This window comes from Paenibacillus pini JCM 16418 (assembly GCF_000576305.1).
GTDB classification, from domain to species: domain Bacteria; phylum Bacillota; class Bacilli; order Paenibacillales; family Paenibacillaceae; genus Paenibacillus_AQ; species Paenibacillus_AQ pini.
Genome location: NZ_BAVZ01000002.1, coordinates 325,392 through 339,220, shown reverse-complemented (window position 1 = coordinate 339,220; position 13,829 = coordinate 325,392). Strand labels below are relative to the sequence as shown.

Annotated in this window: 13 protein-coding genes; all 13 read right to left on the bottom strand. The window is 41.5% G+C overall.

Annotated features, from left to right (window positions below; genetic code table 11):
- Positions 1–5: 5 nt before the first annotated feature.
- Positions 6–926, bottom strand: coding sequence for a penicillin-binding transpeptidase domain-containing protein (locus tag JCM16418_RS26270; RefSeq protein WP_052020054.1), 921 nt, complete (start codon positions 924–926; stop codon positions 6–8).
- Entirely contained in the window at positions 919–2,346 is a 1,428-nt protein-coding gene (locus JCM16418_RS23550) for a peptidoglycan D,D-transpeptidase FtsI family protein (RefSeq protein ID WP_081765325.1), read from the bottom strand. The genes JCM16418_RS26270 and JCM16418_RS23550 overlap by 8 nt, the downstream gene beginning before the upstream one ends.
- A gap of 19 nt (positions 2,347–2,365) precedes the next feature.
- Positions 2,366–2,794 carry an FtsB/FtsL family cell division protein gene (locus JCM16418_RS04840; RefSeq protein ID WP_036646694.1) on the bottom strand — a complete coding sequence of 143 codons (429 nt, stop codon included), beginning with the start codon at positions 2,792–2,794 and terminating at the stop codon, positions 2,366–2,368.
- A 66-nt stretch (positions 2,795–2,860) separates the two neighbouring features.
- A complete protein-coding gene (rsmH, locus tag JCM16418_RS04835) occupies positions 2,861–3,811 on the bottom strand; it encodes a 16S rRNA (cytosine(1402)-N(4))-methyltransferase RsmH (RefSeq protein ID WP_036646692.1) in 951 nt (316 codons plus the stop codon).
- A gap of 35 nt (positions 3,812–3,846) precedes the next feature.
- Complete coding sequence (gene mraZ, locus JCM16418_RS04830; protein ID WP_036646690.1) at positions 3,847–4,284, bottom strand: division/cell wall cluster transcriptional repressor MraZ; 438 nt, start codon at positions 4,282–4,284, stop codon at positions 3,847–3,849.
- Positions 4,285–4,500: 216 nt separating this feature from the next.
- The gene (locus JCM16418_RS04825; RefSeq protein ID WP_036646930.1) at positions 4,501–5,772 is read right to left on the bottom strand and encodes an adenosylhomocysteinase; all 1,272 of its coding nucleotides are present in this window, start codon (positions 5,770–5,772) and stop codon (positions 4,501–4,503) included.
- Between the two features lie 30 nt (positions 5,773–5,802).
- Positions 5,803–7,434, bottom strand: a complete 1,632-nt coding sequence (gene bshC / locus JCM16418_RS04820; RefSeq protein WP_036646687.1) for a bacillithiol biosynthesis cysteine-adding enzyme BshC — start codon at positions 7,432–7,434, stop codon at positions 5,803–5,805.
- 143 nt (positions 7,435–7,577) lie between these two features.
- Positions 7,578–8,507 carry an ABC transporter ATP-binding protein gene (locus JCM16418_RS04815; protein WP_036646686.1) on the bottom strand — a complete coding sequence of 310 codons (930 nt, stop codon included), beginning with the start codon at positions 8,505–8,507 and terminating at the stop codon, positions 7,578–7,580.
- On the bottom strand, positions 8,504–9,499 hold the full coding sequence (locus tag JCM16418_RS04810) for an ABC transporter ATP-binding protein (protein ID WP_036646685.1): 996 nt from the start codon (positions 9,497–9,499) through the stop codon (positions 8,504–8,506). Before JCM16418_RS04810 ends, JCM16418_RS04815 begins: the two co-directional genes overlap by 4 nt.
- Before the next feature lie 14 nt (positions 9,500–9,513).
- The gene (locus JCM16418_RS04805) at positions 9,514–10,464 is read right to left on the bottom strand and encodes an ABC transporter permease (protein ID WP_036646684.1); all 951 of its coding nucleotides are present in this window, start codon (positions 10,462–10,464) and stop codon (positions 9,514–9,516) included.
- Positions 10,465–10,466: 2 nt separating this feature from the next.
- A complete protein-coding gene (locus JCM16418_RS04800) occupies positions 10,467–11,399 on the bottom strand; it encodes an ABC transporter permease (protein ID WP_036646682.1) in 933 nt (310 codons plus the stop codon).
- A gap of 232 nt (positions 11,400–11,631) precedes the next feature.
- The gene (locus JCM16418_RS04795; protein WP_036646680.1) at positions 11,632–13,296 is read right to left on the bottom strand and encodes a peptide ABC transporter substrate-binding protein; all 1,665 of its coding nucleotides are present in this window, start codon (positions 13,294–13,296) and stop codon (positions 11,632–11,634) included.
- 140 nt (positions 13,297–13,436) lie between these two features.
- Complete coding sequence (locus JCM16418_RS04790) at positions 13,437–13,826, bottom strand: DUF3397 domain-containing protein (RefSeq protein WP_036646678.1); 390 nt, start codon at positions 13,824–13,826, stop codon at positions 13,437–13,439.
- Between the last annotated feature and the right edge of the window lie 3 nt (positions 13,827–13,829).

The following is a 13,829-nucleotide window of genomic DNA, read 5'->3' as shown; positions in this document are numbered from 1 at the left end:
CGTACTTAGTGATCGTTTTTACCAGCAGTATCTTTAACTATATCATTTTTCGAATCATCTGATTTTTTGCCACTTGATTTATTCTCTTTACTGTCTTTAGTTGTATCTGTTGTCTCATCCGTTATAGAAGCATCTGTACTCGCGCTGGCTTTAGAATTATCGGCCAATGTTTGTTCCTTCGCAGGCTGCAATGTCAAATTCACCACGCGTTTGCCATTCTGATTCTCAACCTTCTGACTTGAAACGAACCCTTCACCTTCCACAGTTACCGTTGCATTCATAAGTGTAAGAATATCCATCGCATCTCTCAAAGATGCGCCAGTTAGATCGGGTATTTCCATTTTACCATCCGTCTCTGTTAATAAATAGATCTGCTGGCCTGGAGCCATAAAGGTACTTTTTGAGGGAAACTGCTTCATTACCTTGGTTCCTTTACCGAGATTCTCATAAGCGATACCCGCATCCAGAAGCTGCGTCTGTGCTTCCTTCAATCCTTTATTAACTAAATCAGGGGCTTGAGCACGAGTCTCCACTTGTTTAGTCCCTTCCGATTCTTCCTTCGTGGCTGTTTTAGGAACACCCATGTATTGAAGGGTTTGGGATACAACTTTTTTAAAGACTGGTGCAGCAACCGTACCTCCGCCTACCGAAGGCAAATCCGGTTCATCCATAATAATAATCATTGCGATTTTCGGATCATTCACTGGCGCGAAGCCAATAAACGACACCACCGATCTAGATTTATCAGGCAGTCCATTCGTATATTTGATTGCCGTACCCGTCTTACCTGCAACCCTATAACCATCAATATAAGCGTTACGGCCTGTGCCATGAACTTGGTCAGAAACGACTTGTTCCAGATAACTGCTTGTTTCCTTAGCAGCTGCCGGTGAAATCACCTGACGAACCATATCAGGCTCACTCATATTTTGTGTTTTTCCCGTATTGATCAATCATCTCTTTGATAATATGTGGCTTTAACAACTTCCCACCGTTTGCGATTGCGGAAATAGCAGCTAATTGCTGAATTGGTGTAACGGTGACACCGTGACCATAAGATGCGGTAGCCGTCTGCACGGGGTTTTTCAGGGTAATCATTCCGGTTATTTCACCCGGTAATTCAATACCCGTTTTTGCTCCGAAACCAAAGTCATCAATGTATTTAGCCAGTTTATCTTTGCCCAACATCTCACCCATTTTAACAAAAGCGACGTTACTAGAACGCTTGACGCCTTCTAAATACGTAATTGGTCCCCATCCTGAGCGATTAATATCATGTAAATAGGTACTTCGAGTGCCTTTAACTAAAACCCTACCAGACATATATGTAGCCGTAGGGTTAAATAATTTCTCCTGAATCGTACCCGCTAATGTTACGATTTTAAACGTTGAACCGGGTTCGTAAATGGCACGAACAGCGAAATTGGAGAATGCGTCTTCAGATTCCCAAAATGTATTAGGATCAAAGGTAGGCAAATTTGCGAGTCCTAGAATTTCCATGTTCTTAGGGTCTGCCGCAATAACCGTCATACTGATCGGCTTGTATAAATCATAAGCTTCTTTCATTGCATCTTCGATATAATACTGGATCGTATCATCAATCGTCAGCTTATAATTATTACCATTGACAGCCGGTTCTAACGTTTCCTTAGGATTCGGTAACTTATCTCCGCTCCCATCGCTTTGGTAATTAATCTTACCTGGCGTCCCTTTGAGTTCTTTATCTAATTTGCTTTCTAGTCCCATAATAGCCTTGCCTTCACGATCGACAAAACCCAGAACATGTGCAGCAAGCTGACCTTTAGGATAATAGCGTTTGGATTGGGTTAAGAAGCTGATTCCTGAATCAGCAGCTTTTTTTCGATTATTCTTTTTCAGTTGCTTTGTCAATGTATCACTGAATTCTTTAACTTTATTTTTCGTGGCCTCGTCAACTTTCAGTCCTTCATTACGAACCTCACGGCTAATTACATAATCATATGCTTTCGTTTTTGAATCGATAGCTTTTGTATTCAAGAGCGTATGGAGATCATCTTCGTTCTTATTCAAGATACGATGAAGTCCTTCAACGACCTCATCTTCCATATTATTCGCATGAATAACTCTAGGGTTAACCACAATTGTATAGGCAGGAGCATCAATAGCAAGTGCATTACCATTGCGATCCGATATGGTTCCGCGAGTAGCTGCTATGGGATACCCTTTACTCCAATTTTTCAATGCAGTTGTGTGCCATTTATCAGCTTGAACGACTTGAAGCACAAAAATTCTAACGATCAAAATAACAAAAAGGAGGGTGATAAATCCTCCTATAAGCAATGTGCGAAGTTTTATTCTTTTTACCATCACTCAACCCTCACAAGCTTTATTTTTTAGCTGCTGGAGCTGTATTCATAGATGCATCTGCTTTATTGGTTGGTGTAGAAGAAGTACGAGATACATGTATGGACTGGTTACCTTCAGGCAATGAATATCCCAGCTTCTCGGCCTCAGAACGTAAATTTTGTTCCAGCTGTTGTTTCTGAACTTCAAGCTGTGCAATGTTACGTTTAGATTTATTCATATCTTTAATTATCGTTTGATTCTGTTTATTAAGATCATAAATATGCGAATTCTGCCAAATCAGGAGAGTCGCGATCACGACACAAAATGCTAGGGTCAGCAAGTAAAGAAATTTCTCCTTCATGGGAAGATATGTACGGCGCGTAACAACCTTTGTTTTCTCCCGATATCCAGGATATGCGCGTTCAACCGGTTTTTCTTGTACTGCCAAATTACCACGCGTGTAGGCCATGTCTGATTCTCCTTCATTTTAGTATTCAGTAGCGAATGATTATAATCCGTATCACCAAGTGCAAATCTATAGTTTCTCCGCCACTCTCAATTTGGCCGATCGTGCACGCGAGTTCTGTTCAAGTTCAACGTCCCCTGCAATCGTAGGCTTACGATTAATCAGTTTAATCTGCCCCTTGTTACCACATACACACATTGGAAAGTCTGGTGGGCATGTACACTTCTCCACATAGCCATTCAGAATCTGCTTACAAATCCGATCTTCTAACGAATGGAATGTAATTACAGAAACTCTTCCCCCTGGAGCAAGACATCGTACCGCTTGATGTAGTCCTTCTTCAAAAGCACCTAATTCATCATTTACTGCAATCCGTAGCGCCTGAAAACTTCGCTTCGCTGGATGTCCACCCGTCCTGCGTGCAGCAGCAGGAATACCCTCTTTAATAATATCGACCAACTGACCCGTTGTTTGAATGGGTCCTAAGGCCCTACGTTCGACCATAATTTTAGCAATACGCCGGGAAAACTTTTCATCACCATAATGAAATAGAATTCTGGCAATCTCTTGCTCCGACCATTCATTAACAATATGAGCAGCTGTTAATTCGGAGGATTGATCCATACGCATATCGAGCGGCGCATCGTGATTATAGCTAAATCCTCGATCTGCTTCATCAAATTGGGGAGAGGATACCCCTAGATCAAATAAAATACCATCGACTTGAGGAATGCCATCTTTAAGTGGAACTGACAGGTTCTTTAGTGTTTCTTCTAAGAATCGGAAGTTTGTCTTCACTAAGGAAACTCGATCCGTATAAGGAGCCAGCTTCTCTTTCGCATGATCCAGTGCCCAATCATCCTGATCTAGTGCGATTAATCTACCGTATTCTCCAAGCTTGGATGCGATCAGAGAGCTATGTCCCGCGCCTCCAAGCGTACAGTCGACATATATGCCATCTCTTTTGATGCGCAGCCCTTCTGTTGCTTCTTCCTTAAGTACCGTGATGTGATGAAACAAGCTGCAGCCCTCCAGACCAAGTTATAAAACCATAATTATAAATCAAAATTAAAATCAACCAGTTTCTCCGCGATATCGTTAAATGCACCCTCGGATTGCTGGAAGTACTGTTCCCATACATCCTTACTCCAAATCTCAACTCGGTTTGAAACACCGATCACTACACATTCTTTATCTAGTTTGGCATATTGACGTAAATTAGACGGTAAATTTACCCTACCCTGTTTATCCCAATCGCATTCGGTTGCTCCCGAGAAAAAAAAGCGGGTAAACGCACGCGCGTCTGATTTCATAAGTGGTAGGGACTTTAGCTTCTGCTCTAGAATTCCCCATTCATCCATTGGATAAATAAAAAGACATTGGTCGAGACCTCTGGTAGCTACAAATGAGTTTCCTAAAAGTTCACGGAATTTAGCTGGAATGATAATCCGGCCTTTGTCGTCAATGCTATGTTGAAATTCGCCCATGAACATTGACCCACTCACTCCTTTACCCCAAAGTCCCCACTTTGCACCACTTTCCACCACTTAAGAATACTAAATTCGCCGTTTAAAATCAAAATCCTTCTAATTGCAAATGATTTTCTAACCTTAATTTTACATTTCTGTACCAAAGCACAGCATAAAACCCCTTGATCTTTAAGGATCAAGGGGTTTTATAGTAAATAATACCAACCACAAATTACCTAATTATTCGTGTGACGCCCAGCTATCCATATAACGAATTTGCTCTTCGCTTAGTCGATCAATTTCAATTCCCAAGCTCTCCAACTTGTAGCTGGCTACCTGATTATCAATTTCATAAGGAACATTCAATACCGATTTACCGATTGTCTGATAGTGATCATTCACATATTTAAGGGACAATGCCTGCAGTGCGAATGTCATATCCATAATTTCAGCAGGATGTCCATCGCCTGCACCTAAGTTGACCAGACGCCCTTCAGCAAGTAAATAAATATTACGACCGTCAGCCATCTTGTATTCCTCAATGTTCTTACGAACTGTACGAATGGATGATGCGCGCTCTGACAAATCCATTTTATTCACTTCAATATCAAAGTGTCCAGCATTGGATAGGATCGCCCCATCTTTCATCACGTCGAAATGGTCACCACTAATTACATCACGGTTACCTGTTACCGTTACGAAGAAATCACCCAACTTCGCAGCTTCGACCATCGGCATAACATGGAACCCATCCATATGTGCCTCCACCGCGCGAATTGCATCAACCTCAGTAACGACTACCTTAGCTCCCAGACCCTTGGCACGCATGGCTACACCTTTACCACACCAACCGTAACCAACGACAACTACCGTTTTACCAGCAACCACTAGATTAGTTGTACGGTTAATGGCATCAAATACCGATTGACCTGTACCATATCGATTATCAAACAGGTACTTGCAGTACGCATCATTAACAGCAACCATTGGCAGCTTAAGAAGTCCTTCCTTCTCTAGTGCTTTAAGACGGATAATACCCGTTGTGGTCTCTTCCGCACCCCCGCGAATCGTTTCAAGTAAATCAGGCCGCTCCGCATGTAAGATCGTAACCAAATCGCCACCATCATCAATAATTAGATCTGGCTTCGTTTCTAGAGCCCGAATGAGAAATTCTTTGTACTCTACAGGATCTGGATTGTACTTCGCAAGTACAGTAACACCATCTTCTACGAGTGCTGCGCAAACATCATCTTGTGTTGAGAGTGGATTACTACCCGTAATCGTAACTTCTGCGCCACCAGCCTGAACAACTTTGGCAAGATAAGCTGTCTTGGCTTCCAAATGAAGTGAAATGGTAACCTTAAGACCTTTAAATGGCTGCTCCGCTTCAAACTGACGTCTGACTTGATTCAAAACAGGCATATGTGATTCAACCCAATCAATTTTCAAATGCCCATCAGGTGCCAAAGCCATATCTTTAACAACACTGTTCTGTAAAGATGATGTACTCATAGAACGCATTCACTCACTCTCCCATTAAATTTATAATTGAATAATTCGATGTTCTGCGGAATAATGTTCCGAGATATTAATCAAATCATTAATCCATGAAATACCAAAACGATTTAAATAATAAAAGATATTATAAACTCTCTCCTGAGGTTTACCAAGAGGAAATAGTGACACACCAATTCGATCCCATTGTCGAAGTCCTGCATCATTCCTTTTCTCCAGAGCTTCCTTGGATTTACGCTGCAGAAAAGCAATCTGTTCCATAATCTTGTTTTTATTTGTTTCGCCAAGTTTCGTGAGACCTGGTTGCGTTTGAGCTAGCTCATGAATCAACGGATCATATAAGGCTTCAAATGCCTGTTTAGTTTGTTCAAATTTAGGCTGGATTTGCTGTGTATCTTGTTGCGATAGCCACGTCTGACGTAAATCCTCCAAACGATATTGCACATCTTGGAATGAGATTCCAAACTGATCCATGTATTTTTGCAGGGTTCCTTCAACTAAGGTAAACGACATCCGTGGTAGTAAAATTGGCATACTCATCCCAAGCACCTCAAAAGCATCCTTGGTAAGCGCCCAATAAGAGATTTCGCCTTGACCAAGTACACTACTCAATACAGGGAGAATTGTATCCTGCATGAGGGGACGCGTCAGTACATTATTACTGAACCGCTCAGGGTGAGTGCGTATACAGTCCTTGATTTCCTCTTTTGTAAAAGAAATTACGCCTTTACGATCAGCAAAATAACCATTTTGTTTAAAGAGCAAGAACCGATTACCCTCATGAATATAAAATAGGTTAGCTCCGTCTTCCGCAACCTCTGCCTGCAAACTATAACCCTGTGATGTGATACGTGAAGCTGATGCTTGATATGCCTTTTCTAAATCATCATTACGATCAATGATCGTTTCAAAAAGTGGCATTTCAAGCTTACGTAGCTCGGGATCTGCTGAATCCAACAAAATCAAACCATGTTCACCAAATAAATGCCCCATTAGCTTAGCAAAAGCATCACTAAGGTTATTTGATTCCTCGGTAGATTGGCGTAAAAGATGAAGAATATCGGATTTATGCTCACTGTCCGGCAGTATTGAACCGAGTTTCTCCAGCGCTTGGCGCCATTGTTCTGATTTTACGCTGATCTGGCTTACAGAAGAACGTGGGCCGGGCTGGGCATCCATTTTAATTTTGGATACTTTGAGTTCTGGTGTCATTAAATAGGTATGATTTACTTCATCCCAGTCATGATCTTCTCCAGCAATCCAGAACACAGGTACAACGGGGCGTCCGAGCTTCTCCTGAGCTTCTTTTGCTGACTGAATAATCGTTACTGCCTTATATATAACAAGCAAAGAACCAGTGAACAAACCGCTTTGTTGTCCACCAACAACGGCTAAAGTACCTGGTTTCTTAAGCAATTCAAGTGAAGTATGTACCGCTTCATGGGAATTGTGCTTCCCGTTATATTGTGTAAGGCACTCGAACAGCTCATCTCGGCTAACCCGGTTCTGTTCTGTTTCATCCAGCCATTCTGCACGTTTTTCCCAGCTTGAAGTCTGGTTAAAATCCGCACCATATAAATGCTGTACTTGCGAGAAACGTTTAATATAATCATCTGCCAGAGCCGATCCGCTCTTCAGCGAACCTGAAACAACATTCATGAGGTCTGCCTCCTATTCTGTGCCTATCCAAACTCTTTCTAATGTTCATTTAATAAAAATCTTCCTTGATTGTACCGAATGTTCACCTTCACGTCAAAATAAACAAAAAACCGCCGGAACACCCGGCGGTTAACTCATCAGGCTTATGCGTATGGAGCAGCGACCCAGTGCCCTTTAGACACTTCAATAAGCTTTGTATCTTCTATAATAAGACTCTTGTCGTCCTTTGCAGAATGGATCGGACCTGACAAGTCATCATCCATACGAATCCGCTGTTTCTTCTCTTCAACTTCTGGATCAGGAATCGGAATCGCAGACAATAACGTCTTCGTGTAAGGATGAATTGGATTAGCATAGAGTTCATCACTGTCAGCCAGTTCGACCATTTTACCCAAATACATAACAGCAACACGGTCACTGATGTGTTTGACCATGGACAAATCATGTGCAATAAACAAATAAGTTAATCCAAGACGTTCTTGTAGATCTTTTAACAGATTAACCACCTGAGCTTGAATCGATACGTCGAGTGCTGAAATCGGTTCATCACAGATAATAAATTTCGGATTTACCGCAAGTGCGCGTGCAATACCAATCCGCTGACGCTGACCTCCAGAGAATTCATGTGGATATCTTGTTGCATGGTCCGGATTAAGTCCTACCATATCAAGGAGTTCTTCAATGCGTTTCTTGCGCTCTTTATGGCTACCCGCAAGATTATGAATATCCAAAGCTTCACCAATGATATCCGATACGGTAAAGCGTGGATTAAGCGACGCATATGGATCTTGGAATATCATCTGCATATCGCGGCGCATGGCCTTCATATTTTTAGGAGAGAGCTTGGTAATATCTTGTCCATTAAACTTAACACTACCCGCAGTAGGCTCGTACAGACGAAGAATCGTACGGCCTGCGGTCGATTTACCACAGCCGGATTCCCCTACCATACCAAGCGTCTCACCCTCACGAATAAAAAAGCTGATATCATCAACGGCCTTAACGATTTTACCGCCGCCAACATTAAAGTACTTCTTAAGTCCCTCAACTTCGATTAAATGGTTCTCTTTCATGAGGATTGTCCCTCCTTCGCCATCGGATGAAGATTCCAGCAACGAGCCTTATGCGTGTCGCTAAATACAGTAGCATCCGGATTCACGCGTTCGCAAATCCTCATAGCTTCATCACAACGCGCACAGAACGCGCAGCCAATCGGTGGCTTAATCATATCAGGAGGAGTACCAATGATTGGAATCAAAGGCTCATTCTTCTTCTGATCCAGTCGTGGCATTGAACGTAATAGGCCTTTAGTATATGGATGCTGAGGATTTTTGAAAATCTCCCATTTCGTACCCGTCTCAACCACTTCACCTGCATACATTACAATTACACGGTCGCACATACCGGCTACAACGCCTAAATCATGTGTAATTAGAATAATTGATGTGCCAAGCTTCTTCTGCATTTCCTTCATAACATCCATAATTTGTGCCTGTATCGTAACATCAAGAGCTGTCGTCGGTTCATCTGCGATAAGCAGTGCAGGCCGACAAGCCAAGGCAATCGCGATCATAACACGTTGACGCATACCACCGGAAAATTCATGGGCATATTGATTGAAGCGTTCTTCCGCATTTTTAATACCAACCAGTTTAAGCATCTCAATTCCTTGATCTTTTGCTTCACTAGCTGACATCTTCTGATGCTTGATGAGCACTTCTGTAATTTGTTTACCAACTTTAATGGTTGGATTGAGCGAAGTCATCGGGTCTTGAAAAATCATGCCCATATCATTTCCGCGAATACTTTCCATTTGCTTGTTGGTTTTCTTCAGTATATCTTCTCCCTGAAAAATAATTTCACCGCTCTTAATTAGAGACGGAGGAGATGGGATCAGGCGCATAATTGTCTGTGCGGTTACACTTTTACCACTACCCGATTCACCTACAATCGCCACCGTTTCCCCTTTAGCTATCTCAAAATTCATGCCACGAACGGCTTTAACTTCTCCGCCTTTGACATTGAATGATATATGCAAGTCTTTGACCTGTAAAATGGGTTCCATGATCTCACCTCCAGTTATTTCAGTTTCGGATCGAGCGCGTCACGGAGGCCATCACCGAAAATATTAAATGCAAGCATGGTTAAACTGATCAGGATCGCTGGGAACAGCATCCGCCAAGGATAATACATCCACCCTGTGAGCGCATCGTTGATCATCGAACCAAGTGAAGCCACTGGCGCTTGTACACCCAAGCCGAGGAAGCTTAAGAACGCTTCTGAGAAAATAGCACTTGGTACGGAGAGAGTCAGTGTAACAATAATTGGACCTATTGCATTGGGAAGCAGATGGCGGAACAATAACCGACCTGAACCTGCACCCATTGAACGCGAAGCCAGAACGAATTCACGGTTTTTGAGCTGCATGATTTCACCACGAACTATCCATGACATGTTAATCCAGCCTGTAATCGTTAAAGCCAAAATAATCGTTCCAATGCTTGGCTCAAACACAACAAGCAGCAAAATGGTAACAAGCATATAAGGAATCGAATACAAAATTTCCGAAAATTTATTCATAATAGCATCTACGCGACCACCAAAGTAACCCATGATTCCGCCGTAGATGACACCAATCATCAAGTCAATTAAAGCTGCCGCTAAACCAACGATAAGTGAAATTCGAGCACCCATCCAGGTACGTACGAACATATCACGTCCCAAGTCATCTGTTCCAAACCAGTGCTCTGAGGAAGGAGGCTGATTCGTATTTAGCAAGTCATTGGAATAGTAGTTGAACTTAGAAATCAACGGGCCAACAATAGCAGCTAGGATGATTAGGAATAAAATCACCAAGCTAGTCATTGCCAGTTTGTTCTTCTTCAGACGATCCCAGGCGTCTCTCCATGCCGAGAGGCTCTCACGCTGAATAATTTCCGCCTGTTTTTCATCCGTCCCAATTTTGTGGAAGTCTTCGGGCGTCAGCTCTACCGATGTCGTTTTAGATAATGGTATTTCATTCGTAGTCACTGTTAGCCCTCCTTCCCGCCGGTTAATTTAATACGTGGATCAACCAGCACATATACAATATCTGTAATGAAACGGGCGAGCATCAACAGAACACCGTAGAATATCGTAACGCCCATAATCATCGTGTAATCACGATTGGTAATACATTCAACAAACACTTTACCTATTCCACCAATACCAAAAATTTGTTCAATAACAACTGAACCTGTAATGATATTCGCTGTCATTGGGCCGATATAGGTTACTACAGGTAAAATACCATTTCGAATGACGTGTTTGAACATGATCGTAAACCAGTTCAGACCTTTAGCTTTAGCTGTCTTAATGTAATCTGCATGAAGCACCTCAAGCATGCTAGAACGCGTCAAACGTGCAATGAAGGCAATTGGCTGTGCTGAGAGCGCAGCGACAGGTAAGACGTAGTCAAGCGGGCCGTCAAAGCCCATAACATGGAACCAACCTAATTTTTCACCAAATATAAATTGGATTAGTGAAGCGAGTACAAAACTCGGAACCGCGATCCCTAGTACAGCCAAAATCATGGCAATATTATCAATCAGTTTTCGATGGTATAGCGCCGCAACCATTCCGAGTAGCACACCTACAATAACGGAAATGATAATCGCAAATATTCCTAGCTTAAGCGATGCCGAAAATGTCTGAAGAATAATTCCTCCGACCTCTTGGTTTTGATGCTTCATGGAAATACCGAGATCTCCCGTAGCAATATCACCTAAATATTTAAAATACTGCTGATATACCGGTTTATCCAACCCATATTGCTCATAAAGGCGGGCTTGAATTTCAGGCGGTACATTTTTTTCTGACATAAAAGGATCACCAGGTATGGCTTTCATCAGAAAGAAAGTGGCTGATATCAAAATGAACAACGACACCAGCAAATAGAAAAACTTATTGGCTACATAACGAACCATGCCCGTCAACCCTCCCCGCGTATGAATCTGATCTGTCATTCGACTTTATTCGACATAGTCTAATTTTAATTAAAATGACCGCTCCTTGTCCAATCTAGATATTTCACAATTACGAAATGTCTACCATATTAGACTTTTGAAGCAAAAAAAACGGGATATATATGGAATTCCACATATATATCCCGAACAGCTTATATAAGCTTTTAACACTTTATAATCATACTATTCGAAACTATTCGATGGAAGCTCTTGTAAAGTCAACAGAACCTGCATAATCAATCAAAATACCTTTAACATTTGGTTTCACTAGTGAAACGTTCGTGTAGTAGTACAATGGCATCAACACTTGCTCGTCTTTAATTAGAAGTGTTTCAGCTTTTTTGAAGTTATCCATACGTTTTGCATTATCTGCAGACTTGTAAGCATCAGCTACAAGTGCATCATAATCTTTGTTCTTAAATCCAACATCGTTGTTACCGCTCTTCGAAGTCCAAAGATCGAAGAATGTCATTGGATCATTGTAGTCTGGGCTCCAGCCTGCACGAGCGATTTGATAGTTCAAACCTCTACGGTTTTTAAGGAATACGCCCCACTCTTGGTTTTCTGTTTTCACATCAACGCCAAGATTTTTCTTCCACATATCGGAAACTGCCAAAGCAATTTTCTTGTGCTTGTCGCTGGAGTTATAGATCAGTGTAACTGGTGGAAGCGTTGTGTATCCTTCTTCTTTCATACCATCAGCTAGTAATTGCTTAGCTGCTGTCATATCTTCAGTAAAGAAATCATCTTTGTTCTCTGTACGGAACTCTTCTTTAAGACCTGCAATTCCTGGTGGTACGAAACCGAATGCAGGTTTTTCTTCACTTTGTGTAACCTTGTCAACGATATCTTGACGGCTAATTGCCATAGCAAACGCTTTACGAATCTTAGCATTATCAAAAGGCTTAGCAGTTACGTTGAATTGGTAGTAATAAATACCACCAATTGCCTTCAAGTTTAGTTCATCCTTCAGCTCTTTCTTAACTGCTGGCATTTGGTCCGTTGGAATTTCTCCATTTGGCATACCTGCATAATCAATCTGACCTGCTTTATAACTAGAAAGCTCAGTAGCACCACTATTAGAAAGGGACATCGTGATTTTGCTCAACTTGATGTCTTTGTTATCCCAGTAGTTTGCATTTTTAGTAACTTCAATTTTCTGACCCGTTGTCCAAGTAGTCAACGCGAAAGGTCCATTAGTAATCATTGATTTAGGCTCTGTAGCCCATTTAGCATTGTCTTTAACAGATTGATGCACTGGGAAGAACGTGTAGAATGAAGTCAGACCCAAGAAATAAGGAGTCGGATTGTTCAAAGTAACTTCCAGTGTGTTGTCATCAGTAGCTTTTATGCCCACTGTTGAAAAGTCAGTTGTTTTTTTGCTGTTATAATCTTCAGCACCTTTAACATAGAACATTTGGTATGCATAAGGAGGTGCAGGTGTTGATGTTGGGTTCAGAACCCGTTCCCATGCGAATACGAAATCTTTTGCTGTTACAGCATCGCCGTTGCTCCATTTAGCATCTTTACGCAAGTGGAACACGTATTTCAGACCGTCGGAGGAAATATCCCACTTTTCAGCAACACCTGGAATAGGCTTGCTGTCTTTGTCCATGCGTACAAGACCTTCATACATCATGTTAAGTACAGTGTGGGCTTGGCTGTCTTGAGCTTGCGCCGGATCGAATGTTGGCGGCTCAGCGCTTAAGTTAATATGAAGCACTTGTTCTTTTGCAGCACCTGTTGTATCACCACTAGATGAATTGTTATCCTTATCGTTTTTGGAACCGCATCCAGCAAGCACGGTACCAACAACAAGAATAAGCGTTAGCAGGGCTAATAGACTTTTCCTTCTCATTGATGTTTCCCCCTAAGGTTATTTAAGTATATGGTAATTGATTATACAACCAGTGGTCAAAAAAATCTATTAACAAAATAAAGAAAAAACGGCTAATTCTTTAGAACTGCCGTTAACAACGATTATATGTGTATTTTAGGTTAAGAATTTGTTAGTAATATGTATTTTATTATTCCAAATAAAGTAAAAAATATGTAGCTAACACTCATAATTAAAAATAAAGCACGCCAAATCAAACGGGACATTTTGGGTATATTAATTTTCCCTCTCAAGCGGTTTTGCGCACTTCCAATCAAGCCAATAGCAAGTAAAATGAATAACAAAATTAGATAAAAACCAAATTTAGAGCGGAAGACATTGTTGAATAAAGCGGATACCGATATAATTAGAAATAGTGTCGTCACATCCATTGCCAGAAGCAATGCGGTGTTCTTATTATTCTTCCACCAGTAATAGCCGTAATATACAATTAAAAATGGAAAAAACGGAAGAATGCTTAAAAAAATAAATGAATTCTGAATGATATTCAAAGC